General features: G+C 66.4%; 21 protein-coding genes. 11 read left to right on the top strand and 10 right to left on the bottom strand.

From position 1 onward, the window contains the following. Positions 1 to 284: 284 nt before the first annotated feature. The gene (locus tag MKAN_RS15245) at positions 285 to 3,470 is read left to right on the top strand and encodes an MMPL/RND family transporter (RefSeq protein WP_023369482.1); all 3,186 of its coding nucleotides are present in this window, start codon (positions 285 to 287) and stop codon (positions 3,468 to 3,470) included. A gap of 45 nt (positions 3,471 to 3,515) precedes the next feature. After that, a complete protein-coding gene (gene msrA, locus MKAN_RS15240; RefSeq protein WP_023369480.1) occupies positions 3,516 to 4,028 on the top strand; it encodes a peptide-methionine (S)-S-oxide reductase MsrA in 513 nt (170 codons plus the stop codon). 32 nt (positions 4,029 to 4,060) lie between these two features. On the opposite strand, the gene MKAN_RS15235 is transcribed toward msrA, so the two are convergent. Then, complete coding sequence (locus MKAN_RS15235) at positions 4,061 to 5,386, bottom strand: cytochrome P450 (protein ID WP_036443906.1); 1,326 nt, start codon at positions 5,384 to 5,386, stop codon at positions 4,061 to 4,063. A gap of 146 nt (positions 5,387 to 5,532) precedes the next feature. Between MKAN_RS15235 and MKAN_RS15230 the strand changes: the two genes are divergently transcribed. From MKAN_RS15230 to MKAN_RS15220, 3 genes are read left to right on the top strand one after another with little or no spacing between them, the layout of a single operon-like run. Beyond that, positions 5,533 to 6,138, top strand: a complete 606-nt coding sequence (locus tag MKAN_RS15230) for a TetR/AcrR family transcriptional regulator (protein ID WP_023369476.1) — start codon at positions 5,533 to 5,535, stop codon at positions 6,136 to 6,138. A gap of 51 nt (positions 6,139 to 6,189) precedes the next feature. Then, complete coding sequence (locus tag MKAN_RS15225) at positions 6,190 to 6,402, top strand: TOBE domain-containing protein (RefSeq protein WP_023369474.1); 213 nt, start codon at positions 6,190 to 6,192, stop codon at positions 6,400 to 6,402. 2 nt (positions 6,403 to 6,404) lie between these two features. After that, positions 6,405 to 7,445 carry a zinc-binding dehydrogenase gene (locus MKAN_RS15220; protein ID WP_036443893.1) on the top strand — a complete coding sequence of 347 codons (1,041 nt, stop codon included), beginning with the start codon at positions 6,405 to 6,407 and terminating at the stop codon, positions 7,443 to 7,445. Here MKAN_RS15220 and MKAN_RS15215 read toward each other — a convergent pair. Next, positions 7,435 to 8,319 carry an alpha/beta fold hydrolase gene (locus MKAN_RS15215; protein ID WP_023369470.1) on the bottom strand — a complete coding sequence of 295 codons (885 nt, stop codon included), beginning with the start codon at positions 8,317 to 8,319 and terminating at the stop codon, positions 7,435 to 7,437. The two genes, MKAN_RS15220 and MKAN_RS15215, sit on opposite strands and share 11 nt — an antisense overlap. Before the next feature lie 123 nt (positions 8,320 to 8,442). After that, positions 8,443 to 9,678, bottom strand: coding sequence for a sulfotransferase family protein (locus MKAN_RS15210; protein WP_023369468.1), 1,236 nt, complete (start codon positions 9,676 to 9,678; stop codon positions 8,443 to 8,445). 28 nt (positions 9,679 to 9,706) lie between these two features. On the opposite strand from MKAN_RS15210, the gene MKAN_RS15205 reads away from it, so the two are divergent. Next, positions 9,707 to 10,294: a TetR/AcrR family transcriptional regulator gene (locus tag MKAN_RS15205; RefSeq protein WP_023369466.1), complete on the top strand. Its 588-nt coding sequence runs from the start codon at positions 9,707 to 9,709 to the stop codon at positions 10,292 to 10,294. Then, positions 10,291 to 11,403, top strand: a complete 1,113-nt coding sequence (locus MKAN_RS15200) for a DUF1214 domain-containing protein (protein WP_023369463.1) — start codon at positions 10,291 to 10,293, stop codon at positions 11,401 to 11,403. The genes MKAN_RS15205 and MKAN_RS15200 overlap by 4 nt, the downstream gene beginning before the upstream one ends. Here MKAN_RS15200 and MKAN_RS15195 read toward each other — a convergent pair. The 4 genes from MKAN_RS15195 to MKAN_RS15180 form a co-directional block, all read right to left on the bottom strand. Further along, entirely contained in the window at positions 11,400 to 12,440 is a 1,041-nt protein-coding gene (locus MKAN_RS15195) for an LLM class flavin-dependent oxidoreductase (RefSeq protein WP_023369461.1), read from the bottom strand. The genes MKAN_RS15200 and MKAN_RS15195 overlap by 4 nt on opposite strands. Then, positions 12,440 to 12,955: an SRPBCC family protein gene (locus MKAN_RS15190; RefSeq protein WP_023369459.1), complete on the bottom strand. Its 516-nt coding sequence runs from the start codon at positions 12,953 to 12,955 to the stop codon at positions 12,440 to 12,442. Before MKAN_RS15190 ends, MKAN_RS15195 begins: the two co-directional genes overlap by 1 nt. 147 nt (positions 12,956 to 13,102) lie before the next feature. Then, positions 13,103 to 14,203: a fatty acid desaturase family protein gene (locus MKAN_RS15185; protein ID WP_023369457.1), complete on the bottom strand. Its 1,101-nt coding sequence runs from the start codon at positions 14,201 to 14,203 to the stop codon at positions 13,103 to 13,105. Between the two features lie 26 nt (positions 14,204 to 14,229). Then, on the bottom strand, positions 14,230 to 15,312 hold the full coding sequence (locus MKAN_RS15180; RefSeq protein ID WP_023369455.1) for a flavin reductase family protein: 1,083 nt from the start codon (positions 15,310 to 15,312) through the stop codon (positions 14,230 to 14,232). A gap of 69 nt (positions 15,313 to 15,381) precedes the next feature. On the opposite strand from MKAN_RS15180, the gene MKAN_RS15175 reads away from it, so the two are divergent. Then, positions 15,382 to 16,056 (top strand): TetR family transcriptional regulator, encoded by a 675-nt coding sequence (locus tag MKAN_RS15175; RefSeq protein ID WP_036394925.1) that lies wholly within the window; start codon positions 15,382 to 15,384, stop codon positions 16,054 to 16,056. Here MKAN_RS15175 and MKAN_RS15170 read toward each other — a convergent pair whose 3' ends face one another. The 3 genes from MKAN_RS15170 to MKAN_RS15160 form a co-directional block, all read right to left on the bottom strand. Next, a complete protein-coding gene (locus MKAN_RS15170; protein ID WP_023369451.1) occupies positions 16,057 to 18,168 on the bottom strand; it encodes a catalase in 2,112 nt (703 codons plus the stop codon). Positions 18,169 to 18,251: 83 nt separating this feature from the next. Beyond that, complete coding sequence (locus tag MKAN_RS15165) at positions 18,252 to 18,593, bottom strand: hypothetical protein (RefSeq protein WP_023369450.1); 342 nt, start codon at positions 18,591 to 18,593, stop codon at positions 18,252 to 18,254. A gap of 67 nt (positions 18,594 to 18,660) precedes the next feature. After that, a complete protein-coding gene (locus MKAN_RS15160; RefSeq protein WP_023369448.1) occupies positions 18,661 to 19,266 on the bottom strand; it encodes a GNAT family N-acetyltransferase in 606 nt (201 codons plus the stop codon). Between the two features lie 191 nt (positions 19,267 to 19,457). Between MKAN_RS15160 and MKAN_RS15155 the strand changes: the two genes are divergently transcribed. The 3 genes from MKAN_RS15155 to MKAN_RS15145 all read left to right on the top strand — a co-directional run bounded on the left by MKAN_RS15155 (position 19,458) and on the right by MKAN_RS15145 (position 22,488). Continuing rightward, positions 19,458 to 20,549, top strand: coding sequence for a F420-dependent hydroxymycolic acid dehydrogenase (locus tag MKAN_RS15155; protein WP_023369446.1), 1,092 nt, complete (start codon positions 19,458 to 19,460; stop codon positions 20,547 to 20,549). A gap of 258 nt (positions 20,550 to 20,807) precedes the next feature. Continuing rightward, the gene (locus tag MKAN_RS15150; RefSeq protein WP_023369444.1) at positions 20,808 to 21,029 is read left to right on the top strand and encodes a hypothetical protein; all 222 of its coding nucleotides are present in this window, start codon (positions 20,808 to 20,810) and stop codon (positions 21,027 to 21,029) included. A 163-nt stretch (positions 21,030 to 21,192) separates the two neighbouring features. Beyond that, positions 21,193 to 22,488, top strand: a complete 1,296-nt coding sequence (locus MKAN_RS15145) for an acyl-CoA dehydrogenase family protein (RefSeq protein ID WP_036395042.1) — start codon at positions 21,193 to 21,195, stop codon at positions 22,486 to 22,488. Positions 22,489 to 22,515: the final 27 nt, after the last annotated feature.

The following is a 22,515-nucleotide window of genomic DNA, read 5'->3' as shown; positions in this document are numbered from 1 at the left end:
AACCGCATCCAGCACCATGAGGCACTGCCAGCCCGTGCCCGTGTTGCAGTCCGGGCAGATCGGAGCGGGCCACCGCGTTAACGACAGAACATTTGCGGGTAGCCCAGACCGAGCAGCCAGCCTGTGTCCATCAACCGACGAAAAGTCTGGAGACTCTCATCGTGCTTTGCCCTCGCTTGACGGCCCGAGTGTGGCGCCGAGTTGCCGACTCGGCGGCAGACTTGCGGACCTCATTGTCCCCCTGCATGTTTGACGCCACAGAATAGCCCGGCCAAAGTCTCGAAATGCTGCGCCGCGACCCCAACCACGGCCTGCCGACCGGCGGTGCCTTCCCCCGGTTGGCCCGCCTGGTGGTGCGCAGACCGTTGATCGTCATCGGTTTCTGGGTCGCGCTGGCGGCCGCCCTTTCGATGGCCTTGCCGGCCCTCACACAGGTGGTTCGCGAGCACACGGTGGAGATCCTGCCCGAGGACGCGCCCGTCATGGTCACCGCCAAGCAGATGGCCGAGGCGTTTCACGAACCGGGATCGCAAAACGTCGCCGTGGTGGTGCTCACCGACGAGCACGGGCTGAGCCAGGCCGACGAAGAGGTCTACCGCACGCTGGTCGACCGGCTGCGCCACGACACCCGCGACGTCGTCGCGGTACAAGACTTCATCAGCGCGCCTCCGCTGCGCGAAGTCGTGGAGAGCAAGGACCACAAAGCGTGGTTCATCCCCGTCAGCATTGCCGGCGAACTGGGCTCACCACAATCCACCGAGGCCTACACGCGGGTGGCCGACGTCGTCAAGCACACGGTGGCCGGGTCCACGCTGACCGCGAACCTGACCGGGCTGCCGGCCACCATCGCCGACATGTCCGCGATCGGGCAACGTGATCTGCAGGTGATCGAGACGGCGACCATCGTCATGGTGCTGTTGATCCTGCTGGTGGTCTACCGCAACCCCGTCACCATGTTCCTGCCGTTGCTGACCATCGGCTTGTCGCTGGTGACGGCTCAGCAAGTCGTTGCCGGCCTGGCCCGGCTGGGGTTGGGCATCTCCGACCAGACCGTGGTGTTCATGACAGCGATGATGATCGGCGCCGGCACCGATTACGCGGTATTCCTCATCAGCCGCTACCACGAATGCCTGCGCCGCGGAGTGGATTCCGACCAGGCCGTTGCCCGCGCCCTAGCGTCCATCGGCAAGGTGATCGCGGCCTCCGCGGCAACCGTCGCGGTCACCTTCGTCTTCATGACGTTCACCCGACTGGGGGTGTTCTCCACCGTCGGGCCCGCCTTGGCGGTGTCGATCGCGATCGCGTTCCTGGCCGCCGTCACCCTGCTGCCGGCGGTCATGGTGCTCGCCGGGCGGCGCGGGTGGATCGCGCCGCGACGAGACCTCACCAGCCGGTTGTGGCGGCGTTCGGGAGTGCACATCGTCCGCCGCCCGATCGCACACCTGACGGCCAGCCTGGTGGTGCTGATCGCGCTGGCCGGTTGCGCGACCGTGGTGCGCTACACCTACGACGCGCGCGCCGCGTTGCCGTCCGGGGTGGAAAGCAACATCGGATATGAAGCGATGGACCGCCACTTCTCGCCGAGTTCGACCATCCCGCAATACATTTACATCCACTCGCCGCACGACCTGCGCAATCCGCAGGCGCTCGCCGACCTCGAGCAGATGGCCCAGCGGGTCAGCCAGCTGCCCGGCATCGCCATGGTCCGCGGCATCACGCGGCCCAAGGGTGAACCGCTCGAGGAAGCCAAGCTCAGCTATCAAGCCGGCGAGGTCGGCGGGAAGCTGTCGGATGCGTCGCAACAGATCGCCGGCGCCAACGGGGACCTGGACGCGCTGACCGCCGGCTCCCGCAAGCTCGCCGACGCCCTGGCCGCGATCACCGGCCAGGTCAACCAGGCGATCGCGGTGATCAACGGCCTGGCCGGCGAGGTGGCGCGGGTGCAGAACCAAGTCGACGCCAGCGAAACACTCAAGCAGATCCAGCAACTGGCCGCGAGCCTGCGCAGCAACGCCGGCACCCTCGAGGAGGTGCTCAATATGGCCGGCCCGGTGCTGGCCGGCCTCAACGCCAGCCCGGTCTGCAACACCGACCCCGCCTGCGCCGCCGCCCGGGACCAACTGCAGCTGCTCGTCAACGCCCGCAATTCCGGGGCGTTCGACCAGATCGCCGACGTCGCCAGGCAGCTGCAGGCCACCCCGGACGTGCAGAATCTGATCGGCACGCTGCAGGCCATGCGAGCATCGCTGAACCAGGCGGTCCAGACGATTCAATCGCTCGGCCTGGGCAGTCCCGGCGGCTTGCGGCAGCAACTGGCCGAACTGCAGCAGGGAGCCAATGCGCTGGCCGACGGCAGCCAGCGGGTGGCCGACGGGGTACAAGCCCTGACCGAACAGACCAAACAGATGGGCCGCGGCCTGTCCGACGCCGCCGCATTCTTGTTGTCGATGAAGCTCAACGCATCCAAACCCGGCATGTCCGGCTTCTACATCCCGCCAGAAGCGATGAACGACGCCCGCTTCAAAGACCTGGCATCGATGTTCGTCTCACCCGACGGGCACGCGGTGCGCTACCTGGTCCAGTCGAAACTGGATCCGTTCAGCACCGCGGCCTTCGACCAGGACACGGCGATCGCCGACGCCGCCCACAGCGCCCAGCCCAATACGTCACTGGCCGATGCGTCGATCGCGATGGCGGGCACCACCCCGACGTATGCCCAGATGCGCGACTACTACAACCACGACATCCGGTTCATCATCGTGGTGACCATCGTCGTGGTCCTGTTCATCTTGATCATGCTGCTACGGGCGGTCGTCGCACCTCTGTATCTCGTTGCCTCCGTGGTTGTTTCGTATCTGTCGGCACTGGGCGTCGGGGTGATCGCATTCCAGCTCATCGGTGGCCGGCCCCTGGGGTGGAGCGTTCCGGGGATGGCGTTCATCGTGCTGGTCGCCGTCGGCGCCGACTACAACATGCTGTTGGTTTCGCGGATTCGCGACGAATCCCCCAACGGCATCCGCTCCGGTGTCATCCGCACCGTCGGCACGACCGGCGGCGTGATCACCTCCGCCGGAATCATCTTCGCCGCGTCGATGTTCGGCATGCTGTTCGCCAGCATCAGCACCATGGTCCAAGCGGGCTTCATCATCGGCGCCGGTTTGCTGCTCGACACCTTCCTGGTCCGCACCATTACGGTGCCCTCGCTTGCGGTGCTTGTCGGTAACGCCAACTGGTGGCCCTCCAGGCGGTTTGCAACCAGGCGACCGGCACGGCCGCCGCAGCCCACCCTGGTCCCGGCCGAGCCGTCGCGACCGAGCAGCGAACCCGATGTCCGACGACCCGAGCAGGCCGCCGCGGCCGAACTGGAGCCGGTACACGCCAGGGCATCGGGTAGCGGCAACCATGGCGCCGACGGCATCGACCCCGACTGTGTGGTCTGGCTCTGGGCGATGTCCGCCAGCCGCAACTAACCTCGGATCGTGGGCCCCTGACGACCCACCGAAGGAGAGACTGCAATGACGACCAACAAGGCAATCCTGGCGGGCGGATGCTTCTGGGGCATGCAGGACCTGATCCGCCGCCAGCCCGGTGTCATCTCGACCCGTGTCGGCTACAGCGGCGGCGACACCCCGAATGCCACCTATCGAAATCACGGCAGCCACGCCGAGGCCGTCGAAATCGTCTACGACCCGGCGGTCACCGACTATCGCACGCTGCTGGAGTTCTTCTTCCAGATCCACGATCCGACGACGAAGAACCGGCAGGGCAACGATGTCGGCACCAGCTACCGGTCGGCCATCTTCTACCTGGACGACGAGCAGCGACGGATCGCGTTGGACACCATCGCCGACGTCGAGGCCTCGGGTCTGTGGCCGGGCAAAGTGGTGACCGAAGTCAGCCCAGCCGGAGCATTCTGGGAAGCCGAGCCCGAGCACCAGGATTACCTGCAGCGCTACCCCTACGGGTACACCTGCCACTACGTCCGCCCGGGCTGGAAACTGCCGCGCCGGGCGTCAGCAAACCCGTAGGCAAACCCATAGGCGAACCATAGGCGAACCGGTCAGCGCCGGCGCACCACGATCCGTCCGCCGTCCTTGGGAATGTAGGCGACACCGCGGCAGCGCCACTTCTCGTCGGGTGCCGTCGTCGTCTCGATGACGAAGTGGCGCAACACAGTTCGCAGCACCACATCCATTTCCATGTTGGCGAACGCCGCGCCCACGCAGCGGCGGGTGCCGCCGCCGAACGGGATCCAGGCGAACGCCGACGGCTTGCTTGCGAGGTAGCGCTGCGGGTCGAAGCGCTGCGGGTCGGGGAATACGTCGGGGTTGTCGTGGATCTGCCCGATGTTGACGATGATCGAATCGCCGCGCGGGATCGCCCACTCGCCCAGGCGATAAACGTCGGAATAAATGTGCCGGGCCGCGAAATCGATGACGGTCCTGGCCCGCTGCACCTCGAGGATGGTCGCCTGGCGCAGCTCGTCACCGCCCGCATCGGCCTCCGCCACCAGGGCAGCCAGGAGCTGCGGGTGCCGGGTCAGCCGCTCGAACGCCCAGGCCAGCGTGGCCGCGGTGGTCTCGTGCCCGGCGGCCAGCAGGGTGAGCAGCTCGTCACCAATGTCCTTGCGGGACATGACCGAACCGTCCTCGTAGGTGCTGCGCAGCATCAACGCGAGCACGTCGGTCCGATCGGCGAAGTCCGGGTCGGACCGCTCGCGGTCGATCAGCGTGTCGAGGACGGCGTCGTACTGCCGCCGATACTCGGCCAGCCGGCCCCACGGGCTGTACCGGCCATAGTTGCGTTTCGGTTTGGGCATCGCCGCCAGCCGCGAACCCAGCGTGACCCACGGCGGGATCAGCCGGCGCAGTTCGTCGAGTTCGGCACCGTCGGCCCCGAACACCGCACGCAGGATGGCGTTGAGGGTGATGTGCATCATCGACGGCAGGGTCGCAAACGGCTCGCCCTGCGGCCAGCGAGCCGTCTCGCGCAAAGTCTCTTCCTCGATGATGGCCTCGTACTTCTTGATGCTCTTGCCGTGAAACGGCGGCGCCAGCAGGCGTCGCCGCCGGCGGTGGTCATCGCCGTCGAGCGCGAACACCGAACCGGAGCCGAACAGCCGGCTCAGGTTCGGCTGGATGTTGCCCAATTCGTCGGGACTGGTGGTGAACACCTGCCGGGCCAGCTGCGGGTCACCGACCACCACGACCCGCCCGTAGATGGGGATGTTCAGAGTGAAGACGTTGCCGTAGCGGCGCGCCAGCCGCCGCATCATGCCGCGGCGCGTGACCGCAAAAACCAGGCCCTGGACCAGACTCGGAATCCGCGGCGCCGGCGGCAACGTGACTTCGGGTTGCGCTGGTGCATCGGTGATTGCGTGGCTCATCGACATGGGCTCCCAACATCTGCCCCGGCTGCTCGGTCAGGAACACGGGGATGGTACCGCGGTGTACCGCAGGCTTATCCTGGCACGGTACTCTTTGGTACCAAGGCTGACAAGGTCCGCCCCGATCCGGGTAAGGAGGCACGTTGGTGACAGCAGTTGCCGGCAATGCCGCGCCGGCCGAGATTGACCCTTTTCGGCTTCGGCTGTTCGACGGCCTGGCCGCCGCTATCGGCGAGCGCGGCTACCGCGCGACCACCGTCGCCGACGTCGTGCGCCACGCGCGGACCTCGAAACGCACCTTCTACGACCAGTTCGCCAGCAAGGAGCAGTGCTTCCTGGAGCTGCTGCGGGCCGACGTCGAAAAGCTCGGCGAGAAGATCTCGGCCGCGGTCGATCCCGACGCCGACTGGCATCAGCAGATTCGCCAGGCGGTCGAGGCCTACGTCGGGCACATCGAGTCCCGGCCGGCCATCACGTTGAGCTGGATTCGCGAACTCCCGTCGCTGGGGGCCGTCGCGCGGCCCGTCCAGCGCCGCGGATTGCAGCTGCTGTCCACCCTGCTGATCGACCTCAGTGCCAGCCCGGGGTTCCGGCGGGCCGGCCTACCCCCGCTGACCGTGCCGTTGTCGGTCATATTGCTGGGCGGACTGCGCGAGCTGACCGCGCTTGCCGTCGAGGACGGGCGGCCGGTCCGCGACGTCGCCGAACCGGCGATCGATGCGTCGATAGCCCTCCTGGGCCCTCGTTCCTGAGCGGGCCGACTACGCTCGTCGCACACCCGGTGATTTGCGGAAAGGACTGCGATGCGGCTATCGACCAGGAACCAGCTCAAGGGCACCATCACCGAGGTCGACCTCGGCAGCGTGATGGCGATTGTCCGGGTCAAGCTCGACGGCGGTGACCAGATCGTCACGTCGTCGGTCACCAAGGACGCGGCGGTCGAACTCGGCCTGCAGGTCGGCCAGCCCGCAACGGTGTTCATCAAGTCGACCGAGGTCACGATCGGCGTCGAGTGACCATGGCCACCATGCGCGCCGAACGCTTCTATGCGGATACCAAAAACGTTGCACTGGAAGATGTTCCGATACCCGAGCCGGGTCCGGGCGAGGTCTTGGTCAAGGTTGCCTTCTGCGGGATCTGCCACTCGGATCTGAGCCTGATCAACGGCACGTTCCCGGCCCAGAAGCCGGTGGTGACCCAGGGCCACGAGGCCTCGGGCACCATCGCGAAACTGGGCCCCGACGTGACGGGATGGGCGGAGGGCGACCGGGTGGTGGTGGCCGCCGGCCGGCCCTGCCAAAGCTGCCCGAACTGCCGCCGCGGCGACGTCGTCAACTGCCTGAGCATCCAGTTGATGGCCTTCGCCTACGACGGCGCGTGGGCCGAATACACCGTGGCGCAGGCGGCCGGCCTGACCCGGGTGCCGGACAACGTTCCCCTGGAGCAGGCCGCGATCCTGGCCGACGCGGTGTCGACACCGTTCGGCGCCGTCGTCCGAACCGCGAAGGTGGGCGTCGGCGAATCGGTCGGGGTCTGGGGCGTCGGCGGGGTGGGCACCCACATCGTCCAGCTCGCCCGGCTGGTCGGCGCGGCACCGGTGATCGCTCTCGATATCAACCCGGCCGTTCTCGAACGCGCGCTGGAACTCGGCGCCGACTATGCGTTCGACACCCGTGACGACGGGCTGGCCGACAAGCTCGCCGAGGTCACCGGCGGGCGATTATTGGACGTCGCGTTCGATGCCGTCGGCCTGAAGGTGACCTTCGAGCAGGCCCTTGGCTCGCTGACCAACGGCGGGCGCCTGGTCGGGGTGGGAATGAGCGCGGAGTCGCCGACCATCGGGCCGACCGTGCTGTTCGGGGTGACCCGCAAGCAGGTGCTCGGTCATCTCGGTTACCAGAACGTCGACATCGAGACCCTGGCAAGACTGGTTTCGCTTGGGCGCCTTGATATTTCGCGGTCGATCAGCGAGGTCGTCGGGCTCGAAGACCTCCCGGCGGGTATCGAGAAGCTGGAGCGGCAGCAGGGCAACCCGATCCGTATCCTGGTCAAGCCGTAAGGAAGGCCCGCAACCGGTCCAGCACCAGGTCGGGCCGCTGCTCGACGATCCAATGACCGACACCGTCCACCAGCTCGACCTCGAAATCGCTTGCGCGATCTTCGTATCCGCGTAGCAGGTTGGGCGTGATCACCGGATCGCCGGTGCCGTGCAACCAGCGCACCGGCACCTCCACCCTTTTGTCGTTGTATTCGCCACGCAGCCAGCGCAGCATTTCCGTGGTCTGGAAGCTGCGGTACCACCGGGAGCCGGCTTCGGCGTGCCCGGGTTGGCGCATGCAGTCGACGTACATCCGGACGTCCTCGTCGGGCACTCTGTATCCGCCACCGACCCAGGACGTCAGCATCCGGAAGAAGCGGGCCTTGGGGTCGGCGATCAGCCGCGGACCGATGACCGGCAGCGACATCGGGACCTGGTACCAGAACCGCCACATGTGCCGCAACATTCCGAGGTCGCGGCGTACCCACGGCGCCGAGGTATTAAGCCCGAAGAAGCCGGTCACTTTGGCTGGGTAGCGCAGCATCATGATGAAGGCGACCGGCCCGCCCCAGTCATGGGCGACGAGTTTGACCTCTGCGACGCCCAGGCGGTCCAGCACCGCGGCCAGATCGTCGGCCATCTCGCTCTTGAGGTACCGGGAACGCGGCGCCGAGCTCCAGCCCGCGCCGCGCAGATCGGGGCACAGCACCCGGTAGCCGTCGGCGGCCAGCGGGCCGATCAGCTTGTGCCACTCCCACCAGTTCTCCGGAAAGCCGTGCACCAGCATCACCGCCGGGCCGTCGGCCGGACCGGCGTCGGCGACGTGGATGGTCACGCCGTCGCCTACATCGACAAACCGGTGTTCGACGCCGTCCAGGGCGGGCATTGTGGTCATGGTTTGAGAAGGTAGCGCTCGCCCCACCCAGCCGGCCACCGAGCCTGTAATTTCGCAGGCTGCTACTCGCACTTCTTCTGCCTATTTACAGGCTCGGCGTCAAGCTGGGTACCAGCCGCAACGCTAGGTCAGAAACCGCTCCACATAGGGCGCGAAGCGGGCACGTAAGTCCTCCTCTGTCAGCCCGAACATCTCGCAGGACGTTTCGACGTTGCCCAGTCGGCCGCGCCGGTGACCGGCCAGGTAGCCGGTGATCGCCGTGCGTGCCGGTTCGTCGAAAGGCTCGCCGGCCAGGGCGTATACCTGCCCCGCGACACCGAATTCGTTGGCCATGAAGTCGTCGAATCGGATGTCGATCGAGCGCCGCGGACCGATGGTGTCGCGATCGCGCACCAGCGCGGTGAGCATCCGGTCGAGCCGGTCCACCCAATATGCCGCAATCTCTGCCACCGGCACCGGCGAGCGGTGCATCCGGGCGGAATAGGTGATCATCGCCATCATCGACAGCGCCACCGGCACGGGGTCGCGGTGGGTGAACACCACGATGCAGCCGGGGAAAACCCGATCCAGCACCGGCACCTGCTCCAGGTGCTGGGGCGACTTGAGCAGCCACCGCCGCCCGCCGCGCAGGAACTGCATCGCCTTGAGCTGCCTGGCCAGGTGTCGGTAGTGGGGCGTTTGGTCGTGAGCCTGGTAGTAGTCGCGCCACCGGGGCACCTGGGCCAGCGTCTCGAAGAGCATCGTCGAGAAGTCGTTGGCCAGCAGCTGAATCTCTTCGTGCACATGGTCGGTGGTCATCTCGTGCATCAGCGGGAAGTAGGGCATCACGGTGTTGATCACCGCCACCGCGACGTCCATGCGTGCCCGTCGCGGATCCGGCTCGACTCCGGCCTCGGCGGGCAGTGGGAACGGCTCGACACTTTCCCAGTACGGCATGGTGCGAAAGGTGGGCGCCGCCGCCAGCATGTTGTGCAGATGTGTGGTGCCGGTGCGGGGCAGGCCGGCGATGAACAACGGTGGTCGCAGTTCGATGTCGTCGATCTCCGGATGCCTGGTGAGCAGATCGGTCAACAGCAGCCGGTTCTTGAGCAACTGCAGCAGTTGCCCGTAGAAGTTCACCACCCCGGCCGCGTCCAGCCCGTCGATGTCACGCAGCGCGGCCAGAAAGACGTCGAGTCGCTCGCGGTAGTCGTCGTCGCCGAAATCGTGCAGGCCGGTCTCGGCGCTGGCGCGTGCGTGCAACGCGTCGGCATCCAACGAGCATTGCGGGGCCATCGCGGCCATCATGTCGCGGATCTGCTGGGCCTCCGCGCTGAACCGGGGCTCGGCCAGGTCGTCGAGACGAACGGCATCACTCACGGCGACTTATGTTACTCTGAGTTACGTAATGGTAGTCGATTTCGGCCGACCCCGTGATCCGCGGATCGACGCGGCGGTGCTTCGCGCGACGGTTGAACTGCTCGCCGAAACGGGCTATGCCGGGCTGCTGATGTCCGCCATCGCCGAACGGGCCGGCACCAGCAAGCCCGCGATCTATCGGCGCTGGCCCAGCAAAGCGTATCTGGTGCACGAGGCGGTGTTTCCGATCAGCGCCCAGACCGCCGTTCCGGACACCGGATCGCTGGCGACGGATCTGCGCGAGATGGTGCGACGCACGATGGCGATCTTGGCGACGCCGGCCGCCCGCGCGGCGCTGCCCGGCCTGGTCGGCGAGATGGCGGCCGACCCGACCCTGCACGCCGCACTGTTGGAACGGTTTGCCGGCAGCATCGCGGGCGGCCTTGCCAGACGGCTCGAGACCGCCGCGGCCGCAGGCGAAATCCGGGCCGACGTAACCGCTGATGAACTGGTCGAGGCCATTGCCGGCATCACCCTGCTACGCCTGCTGACCCGCGGCGCCGACCTCGACGATGCCTGGGTCGACCGCACCACCACGTTGCTCCTGAGCGGAATCCTGAAAGGAATGCCTGAATGACGCACGAGTCGACTACGGCATGGCGGGAATTGCTCGACACCTTGGGCGCCCTGGACGGCGGTTTCCTCGAGGGCGACCGTGCGGTTACCGACGACCGGCACCTCGCCGACGGGTACCGGATGCTCGCCGCCACCCTGGGAGTGGCCTTCGACGCCTATCTATTCCCCGAGCCGGGCCGGCCGCAGTTCGTCGCGGTCAACACGCCGTTTCGTCGCGACCGCCGCTGGGGCGGCGACAACACCGACGCCTATTACCTCATGTGCCCGGTCGATCCGGCACGGCGCTACCGGATCAGCGGCAACAAGGGTGACAGCGCGTATTTCTCGGTGACCGCCTACAACGAACCCTCGCCCGGCGCGTGGTCGGACCGGGTCGTCGCGATCGTCCGCGACGGTGATCTCGATATCGATGCCGACGGCAACTTCTCCTTCGAGCTGGGTCCGACGCCCGATGCCGCCGTGCTGATGACCCGCGACTATCAGGCCGACCCGCTGACCGGCCGCCCGGTCACCTGGACTATCGAGGCGCTCGACGCGCCGGACCCGATACGCCACGGCGACGCGGAGACCGCCGCAAGGCTACGGGCGGCGGCCGCCTGGATGCGCACCATGTTCGCGGTCGTGCCGCTCGCCGTCGGGGACAGGGCCCGTGACGCGCATCGACTCGGACACGAGACCGCCCACGTCGCAAACCAATTCGCTGCCCCATATCAGGTGCCCGACGCCAACTTCGGCTGGTCTGCGCGCGATGCCTGTTACTCCTACGGCAGTTTCGCGCTCGACGACGACGAAGCGCTGGTCATCACCCATTGGCCGCCGCCGTGCCGGTTCTGGAACCTGGTGGTGTGGAACCAGTTCATGGCCACGTACGGCCCCGCCGAGGGCCCCGATGCCCGCTGCTCCATCAACGGTCACAGCGTGGTGGCCAATAGCGACGGCTCGGTGACGATCGTCTTGTCCCCCGGGACGACGGCCCATCCGAATTCGCTGACGACGCTTGGATATCCGCGGGGCAACCTCGCCTTCCGGTGGTTTCTGGCCGACGAACTGCCGACCCGGCCCGAGGTGAAACTGGTACCGGTCGCCGACGCGCCGACCGGCGTGGGTTAAACCTCGCGGACCAGCTCGATGGCCCGGCCGAGCGTCGAAAGCTTGGCATCGAGTGTGTCGCCCGCGGGATAGAGCCGCACCGTGTTCACACCGGCGTCCCGCCACACCCCAAGGCGGGCCCGGACCATGTCCTCGGTCCCGATCAGCGTGGTGGCCAGCACCATGTCGTCGGTGATCGACGCGACCGCGCGGTCGCGCTCACCGCGCTGCCACTGCTCCCGCACCGCGGCGGCGACGTCAGCCCAGCCTTGCCGGCTGTAGGCCCGGTTGTAGTAGTTGGTGCTGGCGGACCCCATGCCGCCCAGGCTGAACGCCAGCTCCTTCTTGCGACCGGCAACGATGCCGCGCAGCTGGTCCTCGTCCTTGGCGAACGCGACCTCTGCGCCCTGACAGATGTCGATGTCGGCCCGGGCGCGACCGGCGGCCGCCAGCCCGCTATCCAGATGCGCGAAGTAGGCGCCGGCAGCGCCTTCCGGGACAAAGCTGGTACCGAGCCAGCCGTCGGCGATCTGTCCCGTCAACCGCAGCATCGCCGGGGACAACGCGGCCAGATAGATCGGGATGGCGTGCTCGGGCCGCGTCGACAATCGCATCGGCACCGCCTCGCCACCGGGACGCGGAATCTGAAACTCGTTGCCGGAGTAGGAGATTTTGCCGCCCGTCAGGGCTTGCCGCACGATGTCGACGGTTTCGCGCATCCGCGCCAGCGGCCGGGCGAACGATACCCCGTGCAGGCCCTCGATCACCTGCGGACCCGAGGCGCCCAGGCCGAGCAGGAACCGCCCGCACGACAGGTTGGACAGCGTGATCGCGGTCTGGGCCACCGCAACGGGCGATCGGATACCGAGTTGCAGTACCCCCGAGCCCAGCAGCATCCGTTCGGTGCGCGCGCCGAGGTATCCGAGCGCCGACGGCCCGTCCGTACCCCATGCCTCGGCGACCCAGCAGACGTCCAGTCCAAGCTTTTCGGCCTCGACGACGAACTCCACGGTGTCTCGGCCGGCGCTGGAAAGTTCGACCGTGGTGGCGGTGCGCATCAGCGGACCCCGTGTTCGGCCAACCTCTTGATCGCTGCCAGCGTCTTGTCGATCGCGGTCTCGAACTCCCGCAACCGCACGAAGACGATCTTCTGCTCCTTGTCGGGCATCGCGTCGATGGCGCGCGACAACCCCGAACGGCCCGGCCCCATCTGTGTCCGGTAGGTCAGTACGGTGCCCCCGTCCCGGGGTGTCAGCCGGAACCGCCAGGTGGCCGAGGGATTGTCGGGTTCGCCTACCGCCCAAGCGAATTCGTGTGGCTCATCGCAGCTGACAATTTGTGACGTGGTGCTCCATTCACCGAACGCGTCGTGCTGGTTGTGACCGACGAACCGGGCGCCGATCCGGGGCCCGGTGGCCCCGTCGACCCATTCCACTGCTTGCAATTCGTTGCTGAGGGTCGGCATCAACTCGACGTCACAGACCAGACTCCAGACGCGCTCGGGATCGGCGTCGATCCACGTCGAAGCCTCCACGGTTGGCTTGTCTGAATAACGCGCGCCGGTCCATTCCACGGGCCCATTGTCCTCCAGTTGGGCTGTTGTGGCCCCGCGCTTACCACTTTGTTTCGCATTGAGACTGCGCACAGCGCTGCCTGCTCCCGCTTGGGAAAGCACGCGCTGTGCGCAGGCTCGACGGCGTGACCGCAGGCTCGATGAGCGTCATGCCACCGACAGCGCAACCGCTTCCTCCGCAGTGGCCTGACGCGGCGCACGCCCCGGCAAGGCGAGCTTCACGATCTTGCGCACCACGGTGGCGAACTGCCTGGGCAGCGGGCCGCTGTTGTAGGGGATGCCGTAACGCTCACAGATCTCCCGCACCTCCGGGGCGATCTCGGCGTACCGCCGGGCCGGCATGTCGGGGAACAGGTGGTGCTCGATCTGATGCGACAAGTTGCCGGACAACAAATGAAACAGCTTGCCGCCGGTCAGGTTTGCCGAACCCAGGACCTGACGGAAGTACCACTGGCCGCGGGTCTCGTCCTTGGTTTCCTCGACGCTGAATTCCTGAGTGCCGTCCGGGAAATGGCCGCAGAAGATGATCATGTAGGACCACACGTTGCGCATCAGGTTGGCCGTGAGGTTGCCCGTGAAGACGAACGGCGCGAACGGCCCGGCCAGCAGCGGGAAGGCCACATAGTCCTTGAGGGTCTGCCGGCGCGTCTTCTTCCAGATCTCCCGCAGCACCTCACGCTTGTCGGCGAGCCGGATCTCACCGGCCCGGATGCGCTCGGATTCCAGTTCGTGCAGTGCGACGCCGTATTGGAACAGCACCATCAACAGGAAGGCGTAGACCGGGTTACCCAGGAAGTAGGGCTCCCACGGCTGGTCCTCGCTCATCCGCAGGATGCCATAGCCGATGTCGCGGTCCATTCCCACGATGTTGGTATGGGTGTGGTGCATGTAGTTGTGCGAGTACCGCCACTGATCGGCCGGGCAGGCCGTGTCCCACTCGAAGGAACGCCCCGAGATGGCCGGGTCCCGCATCCAGTCGTACTGACCGTGCATGACGTTGTGGCCGATCTCCATGTTGTCCAGGATCTTGGACACGCCCAGCATCGCGGTTCCCAGCAGCCACGCCGGCGGCAGGAAGAGCAGTACTCGTCCGCCGACCTCCAGGGCGCGCTGCGCCTTGATGACCCGGCGGATGTAGTCGGCGTCTTCTTCGCCGAGATCCGCCATGACGCGTTCCTTGATGGCGTCGAGTTCGCGGCCGAACGCGTCGGCCTGTTCGGGGGTGAGGGTGATCTTGTTGGGTGTCATGTCAGAACTCCTTGAGATGTTGGGCGTTATAGGGCGAGGTCGACGTCGCCGACGGGAACGGACACGCAGATCTGCACGTCCTCGTCGGGGGCCGTCGAGACGGCGCCGGTGACCAGGTTTCGTACCGTCCCGGAGGTCTTGCGCCGGGTGCAGGTGTGGCAGATGCCCATCCGGCAGCCGCTCTCGGGTGTCAGCCCGGCCGATTCGGCCTGCTCGAGCAGCGAACGGCCGTCGTCGGCGACGTCAATCCGGCTGTCGCCGAACGTGATCCGGCCCCCCGAGGGGCCGGCCGGCGCCGCCAATACCGGTGGGACGAAGCTCTCGCTGAACACGTTGTCACAGTGCTCGCGCACCGCTTCGACCAACGGCGTCGGGCCGCAGACGAACACCGCATCCGGCGACGGCATGGCCGTGGCCAGGTGGTTTGCGCCGAAGCGGCCCACCAGATCACCGGCGCCGGAGCGGGTGTAGCCGTGCAACACCCGCACTCCGCGCAGACCATTATGGGAGCGCAGCTCGCCGCGGTAGCACGCCTCCGCAGGAGTCCGCGCGTAATGGACAAAGGCGATCTCGCCCTGATGGCCCTCGGCGACCAGCGTGCGCAGCATCGCCATGACCGGGGTGATGCCACTGCCGCCCGAGACGAGCAACACGCGCCGCGGCCGCTTCGCCGGTAACACGAAGTCCCCGCCGACACCGGCCAGACCGACCACCATGCCGCGGCGGGCCCGCTCGTACAGGTAGGTCGAGACCAGCCCGCCGTCGTGGTGACCGATCGTCAGCTCAAGGGTCGGGCTGCCTTCGGCATTGGCCGGTGAGTAACAGCGGGTGTGCCGGCGTCCGCCGATGTCGACGGTGAGGTTGACGTACTGACCGGCCTTGACGGTGTTAGTGGAGGTGAAGGTGTCGTTGGGAGCGAGGATGAGGGTGACGCTGCGCGGCGTGTCGCGGCGCACCTCTATGACCTTGGCGCGGGCCTCGCCCAGCGTCCACGTCGGCGCCACCAGCTCGGTGTAGCGGTCGACGCCGTGCGGACCGGTGAGCAGGTCGACCAGGTCGGAACCTAGGACTCGCTTCGTAACGGCTCGGTTGAAAGTTTGAGTGAACATATGTACACGGTGCGTCGGGATTTAGCTGCTCGTCAAGTATTTCCCCAGGTGTGTGGTAGGGTTCACACAGTGAACGACCGTACTCCTAACTCACGCTCGCACCGGTCCGGCACGGACCGGGCACGCGCCACCGTGTCGCGGGAGGAGCGCAAAGAAGCCACCCGGCGGGCCATCGTGGCCGCCGCGCTCAAACTGTTGCAGGACCGCAGCTTCAGCGGCCTGAGCCTGCGGGAGGTGACCCGAGAGGCCGGGATCGTGCCTGCGGCGTTCTACCGGCATTTCGAGTCGATGGAGGCCCTGGGGTTGGTCCTAATCGACGAGTCGTTTCGCACCCTGCGCGACACGTTGCGCGGGGCGCGCGCCGGCAAGCTGGACCCCAACCGGGTGATCGAGTCGTCCGTGGAGATCCTGGTGGGCAGCGTCGCCGACAAGCGCGAACACTGGCGTTTCATCGTCCGGGAGCGCTCCACCGGACTATCGGTGCTGCGCTACGCCATCCGCACCGAGATCCGGCTGATCACGTCGGAGCTGGCCACCGACCTGGCCCGCTTCCCGGGGCTCAACGAATGGAGCACCGAGGACCTCAACATTTTGGCGACGTTGTTCGTCAACGCGATGATCGTGATCGCCGAGGCGATCGAGGACGCTCAGAGCGCCGAGGCGCTCCAAGAGATCCACCGAATCGCGGTCAAGCAGCTGCGGATGATCGCGATCGGTGTCGCCGGCTGGAAAAGCAAGCTCTGATCAGGCGGGCACGCTATCGGTCTGTCGCTCCCAAACACGGTGTTTGGCAAGCACTTTGGCGAATGCCTCGGCGAAGTCGTCGGATAGGTCGTCGGCCGCAGCCTTGGTCGTGATCACCCCGTTGGAGACGAAGGCGTCGGTGCTCTCGGCGGTTTTCTCGGTTATCCCGGCCTTGGGCAGTAACTTGACGCCCGCACCGAAAGCCCCCACCGCCTTGAGGTGTTTGTAGGCCTCGGTGACGAAATGCATCACGTAGCCGTCTTCGGACAGGGCCTTGACGGCGTCGGGTCCGCACGGTATCACGACCGCGTCGTAGAGGACCGACGACATCGTGGTGATCGCCCGGTCCACCGGGAGTTCGCCGCCGGATCCGCCGGACAGCATGCCACCGGCCCTGGGCGCCAACACTTCTACGATGGCCCCGCGCTGCCGCATCGCCTCGATGAAGGTCTGGGTGCCCACCACGTCGACGCCGTCGGCGGCCAGCACGGCGATCTTGCGTGTTTCGACGCTGTCGGTGGCGGTATTGAGTTGCGAAAGCGCCGGGGAGGGGGGCATTTCGGCGCCCAGCTTGTCCGTTCCTTCGGGCGCGGGCAGCCCCAGCTCCCCGGCGACGCGGGTCGCCAGGTCATGGTCGACGCGGTTCAGCTGATCCACGACGCGCGAACGGATTTCCGGTGTTTCCACCTTGCCGAGCTCGAAGGCGTACGCGGCGACAATGTGTTTGGCCTCGACGGCAGACATGCTCTTCCAGAACATCCGGGCCTGGCTGTAGTGATCCTGGAAGCTTTCGGCCCGCTGGCGGATCTTGTGACCGTCGACCTTCTGGGTGTAGTGGCGGAACACGTTGTCGTCTGCCAGGGCCGGACAGCCGCCGCCAAGGCTGTTGTTGTAGTAGCTTGACCGGCCGCGTGGAATGGTGTGCTGGCCGTAGCCGTCGCGCTGGTTGTTGTGCACCTCGGCCACCGGCCGATTGACCGGCAGTTGCGCGAAATTGGGGCCGCCCAACCTGATCAGCTGGGTGTCGAGGTAGGAGAAGTTGCGGAACTGCAGCAGTGGGTCGTTGGTGAAGTCGATGCCGGGCACCACGTTGGCGGTGTGGAACGCCACCTGCTCGGTTTCGGCGAAGAAGTTGTCCGGGTTGCGGTTGAGCACCATCTTGCCCACCGGACGTACCGGAACCTGTTCCTCCGGAATGATTTTGGTGGCGTCGAGCAGGTCGAAGCCGAAGTTGAACTCGTCGCTTTCCGGAACCAGCTGCACCCCGAACTCCCACTCCGGATATTGGCCGGCCTCGATGGCTTCCCACAGGTCGCGCCGGTTGAAGTCGGGGTCCTTGCCGGCCACCTTCTGGCACTCCTCCCACACCAGCGAATGCACGCCAAGGCGTGGCTTCCAATGAAACTTCACGAAAGTGCCCTGGCCGTCGGCGTTGACCAGGCGGAAGGTGTGCACGCCGAAGCCCTCCATCATTCGGTAACTGCGCGGCAGCGCCCGGTCCGACATCAGCCACATGATGGTGTGCAGCGTCTCCGGCTGCAGCGACACGAAGTCCCACAGCGTGTCGTGGGCCGACTGCGCCTGCGGAATCTCGTTGTGTGGCTCGGGTTTAACCGCGTGCACCAAATCCGGGAACTTGATGCCGTCCTGGATGAAGAACACCGGGAAGTTGTTGCCCACCAGGTCGTAGTTGCCCTGGTCGGTGTAGAACTTGGTGGCGAATCCGCGGACATCGCGCACGGTGTCCGCCGAGCCGCGAGATCCCACGACGGTGGAAAACCGGACGAAGACCGGCGTCTGCTTACCCGGCGTGGTGAGGAATTTCGCCGCGGTGTATTCGGCAAGCCAATCGTCATAGGGCTCGAAGTATCCGTATGCTCCGGCCCCGCGGGCGTGTACCACTCGTTCGGGGATGCGCTCGTGATCGAAGTGGGTGATCTTTTCCCGGGCATGGAAGTCCTCGAGCAGGGTGGGCCCACGCTCCCCCGCGGTAAGTGCATCGTCGGTATGGTCCACTCGCACGCCCTGCTGCGTGGTCAGGTATCCGGTGCTCCCGTCTAGCCGGCAGTCGTCAAGCTGTCGTTGCTTCGGGTTGGAGTCGTTGGCTGCCATTCGTCCCTCCAGCGTTAGGAATTCCGGACTTGGGTACCCGGCTGAGGCCGTGGCAAACGGCGGGCCCGCTGTGCCCGGGACCGTCACTCGTCGTCGACGACCTCGAACAACGAGTCGCCGTCCTCGGGCGTACCGTCGATTTGGCCTCGATGGGCACGCCCGGGGCCGTCCTCTTCCCACAAGCCGTCCAGCCGGTCCGGTTCTTCGGCGGCAAGTCGGTCGTCAAGGGATTGCCCTTCGCGCTGCTCGCGCGCCGTCATGCCGAATCGGTCGGCCTCGCTCCAGTGCTCGGGTGGGTCCACCACGATGTCACCGTCGTCGTTGCGGAGCTCGTCGGAGTCGGTGGATTCGTTCGGGTTGAGCGTGTCGCCGGGACCGCCCTCCTCGGGGAAGTCCGCGGGATCGCTCAGCTCACCGGTAGCCATTGGCAACGGTTGCCCGCAGCGTTCACCCGCTAAACCGGCCCGCCGAACCGGCTGCCGGCCGGGATGCTCAGCGCGGTTCGCGCCACATCGGCCAAATCGGCGGCCCGCCCCGCGGCAGCATGATCTCGCCGGTGACGGTGAATCCGAAACGTTCGTAATACGGAATGTTTTCGGGTTTCGAGGACTCGAGATAGGCCGGGCAGTACTCGGCGTCGCAGCGGTCCAGCCGCGACCGCATCAAGGCCTGACCAAATCCCCGCCCGCGCACGCCCGGGTCGCTGCCGATGACGGCCAGGTACCAGTGCGGTTCTTCGGGATGCGCGCGCTTCATCGCCTCCTGGACCGCGCGTGCGGTCCCTCCGCGAAAGCCGAACACACGCAAGAATGCCGGGGTCATGGCCAGCTCCGCCCGGCGGGTCTCCCGCCATTGATTCGGCGGATCCCACAGGGCGGCTGCGCCGACGCCGGCGCCCTCGCACGCCACCTCGACGCCGCCGTGGGCCAGATGGTGGTGCCGGGTCATCGCCGCGAACACCCGATGCAGGTGCGCGAGCCGGGACTTGTCGTGGGGAAGCAACCACGTCATCACCGGGTCGTCGTAGAAGGCGCGAGCCAGGGTGCGGGACAGATCGCGGATGTCGGCCTTGTGCGCTGGGCGCGCCTGGGGGGTCACCAGCCCAAACTAGTGGTCGCGTCGACGGATCGGCCAATCGGCGTCTCGGCGGGCCCGATCGGCCATGCTGGTCAGTCGCTTCGACACAGCTCCGTGCGCGGCGGAGCCCGGTGCGCCGACGGCTGTCGCAGCCGGCCAGCGTGAGGCAAGCTCGATGGTGTGACAGGTCGCGTGAGGGGTAGTCGGAGCCGATGACCGGGATCTCGCGACGGACGTTCGCGCGACTAGCCGCCGGGACCGGCGTGCTGGGGGCGGGCACAGTATCCGCCGGGTGCGGCACCCGCGGCGAGTCGACCGGCGAGTCGACTCGCCCCACGCCGGCCGGGGACATTGGAATCGTGTTGTCGCACGAACAGTTCCGAACCGATCAGCTGGTGGCGCAAGCCCGGGCCGCCGAAAGTGCCGGGTTTGGGTACGTCTGGGCCAGTGACCACCTTCAGCCGTGGCAGGACAATCAGGGTCACTCGATGTTTCCCTGGCTGACCTTGGCGTTAGTGGGTCAAAGCACCACTCGTATCTCGTTCGGCAGCGGGGTGACCTGCCCTACTTACCGCTACCATCCGGCCACGGTGGCCCAGGCTTTCGCCTCGTTGGCAATGCTGAGTCCGGGACGGGTGTTCTTAGGGCTCGGCACTGGTGAGCGACTCAACGAACAGGCCGCCACCAACACGTTCGGTTCCTACCGGGAGCGCCACGACCGGCTGGTCGAGGCCATCAAGCTGATCCGCCAGCTGTGGAGCGGTGAGCGAATTTCGTTCGACGGACGTTATTTTCAGACGAACGCTCTAAAACTCTACGACCTGCCCGCCACGCCACCGCCGATCTTCGTGGCCGCCAGCGGTCCCAAAAGCGCAGCGCTGGCCGGCCGGCACGGGGACGGCTGGATTACCCAAGCCGGCGACCTCAAGAATCCGCGGCTGCTTGCCGCGTTCGCAGCGGGCGCAGCAGCCGCCGGGCGCGACCCCGCGAATCTCGGGAAGCGTGCCGAGCTGTTCGCTGTCGTCGGTGACCACACGGCGGCTACCCGGGCCGCCGGCCTGTGGCGATTTACCGCCGGGGCCGTCGACCAACCCAACCCGGTAGAGATCCAGCGTGCCGCCGAGTCGAACCCGATCGAAAAGGTGCTCGCCAACTGGGCCGTCGGCACCGACCCGTCGACCCATATCGGCGCGGTGCAAGCGGTGATCGATGCCGGTGCCATACCGTTTCTGCACTTTCCGCAGGACGACCCCACCGTCGCCATTCAGTTCTACGGCACCAACGTCTTGCCCAAGCTGCGCTAGCGAATCGGCCTTGAGCCGCAATCCCGGACGGGTGCACCGCCCCTTAGATCCGGATGGTCTCACGTGCTCACATATCCGCGACAATCTCCTCGACTGATCCGAGCCCCACGCGCAGATAGCTGCGGCCGTGCTTGGCCAGCCTAAGCCGAAGTGCCTATCCGCCAACGGAAATCGGCCTTGTCGAGGCCGTTTGAAACATGGCACGGGTGGGTAGCTCACTCGGTATCGCAACTGATACCGACGGAGGGAGGACCACCGGTGAGCATCGAAACGGGTCATGTGACCGGCACCCGCGACAAGACTTACAACCTGATCTGGTACACCGAACAGTGCCTGGACAACGCGCTCCGACTGGAGACCTACATCGAAGATGCCGAGCGTGACGACGACCGGGAGACGGCCGACTTGTTCCGCAAGGCACAAGCCGACAGCCGCAAGGGTGCCGAACTGGCCAAACAACTCCTCGCACAAAGACTCTGATTGTTTGGAGATTCTCGTGCGGTCCGGGTCGTGACGCGAAAACTGCGGCCGCGATCCGGCCCCGCGGATGTTGCGGCCTTGCCAGACCCACCACCGCCCTTACGATGGGGTAGCTCCATCAACAATGCCGGTGCGACGCTGCGCCGGAGGACGGTTGACGACGGTGTGGGATTTCGAAACAGAGCCGGAATACCAGGCGAAACTCGATTGGGTCGAGAAGTTCATGGCCGGCGAGGTGGAACCGCTGGATCTGGTGGCGCTCGATCCGTATGACAAAAAGAATCCCGAGACGATGACGGTCCTGCGGCCGTTGCAGCAGCAGGTGAAGGACCAGGGACTATGGGCCGCACATCTGCGGCCGGAACTCGGCGGCCAAGGCTTCGGTCAGGTCAAGCTGGCGCTGCTCAACGAGATCCTCGGGCGCTCGCGGTGGGCGCCGTCGGTGTTCGGCTGCCAGGCGCCGGACTCCGGCAACGCCGAGATCCTCGCACTCTTCGGCACCGAGGAACAGAAAGCGCGCTACCTGCAGCCGCTGCTGGACGGCGAGATCACGTCGTGCTACTCGATGACCGAACCGCAGGGCGGCTCGGATCCCGGCCTGTTCGTCACTGCCGCGACCCGCGATGGGGACAGCTGGATCATCAACGGCGAGAAGTGGTTTTCCACCAATGCCAAGCACGCGTCGTTCTTCATCGTCATGGCCGTCACCAACCCCGAGGCCCATACCCACGAGAAGATGTCGCTGTTCATCGTTCCTGGCGAGACACCCGGGATCGAGATCGTCCGCAATGTCGGTGTGGGTGCCGAATCGTCCAAGCATGCCAGCCACGGCTACGTCCGTTACCACGACGTCCGGGTGCCGGCCGATCATGTGCTGGGCGGGGAAGGCCAGGCGTTCATGATTGCGCAAACGCGGCTCGGCGGCGGCCGCATCCATCACGCGATGCGCACAATTGCCCTGGCGCGCAGGGCATTCGACATGATGTGTGAGCGCGCGGTGTCACGTAAGACGCGGCATGGACGGCTGGCCGATTTCCAGATGACCCAAGAGAAGATCGCCGACAGTTGGATCCAGATCGAGCAGTTCCGGCTGCTGGTGCTGCGGACGGCGTGGCTGATCGACAAACACCACGACTACCAGAAGGTTCGCCGCGACATCGCGGCGGTGAAAGTCGCGATGCCCCAGGTGCTGCATGATGTGGCGCAGCGCGCCATGCATCTGCATGGCGCGCTGGGGGTCTCCGACGAGATGCCGTTCGTCAAGATGTTGGTTGGCGCCGAATCACTGGGCATTGCCGATGGCGCCACTGAGCTGCACAAGATGACGGTGGCGCGGCGTACCCTGCGGGAATATGAGCCGGTGACAACACCTTTCCCATCGCAGCACATCCCGACGCGCCGGGCGGCCGCTGAGGCCCGGTTGGCCGAGCGCCTGGAGCACGCGGTCGCCGAGTTCTGACGGCCCCTGGTTTATGTCTCGCGCGAC

The organism is Mycobacterium kansasii ATCC 12478 (assembly GCF_000157895.3).
GTDB lineage: Bacteria > Actinomycetota > Actinomycetes > Mycobacteriales > Mycobacteriaceae > Mycobacterium > Mycobacterium kansasii.
Note: the sequence above shows the minus strand (reverse complement) of the source record. Positions and strands in the feature narration are given on the sequence as shown.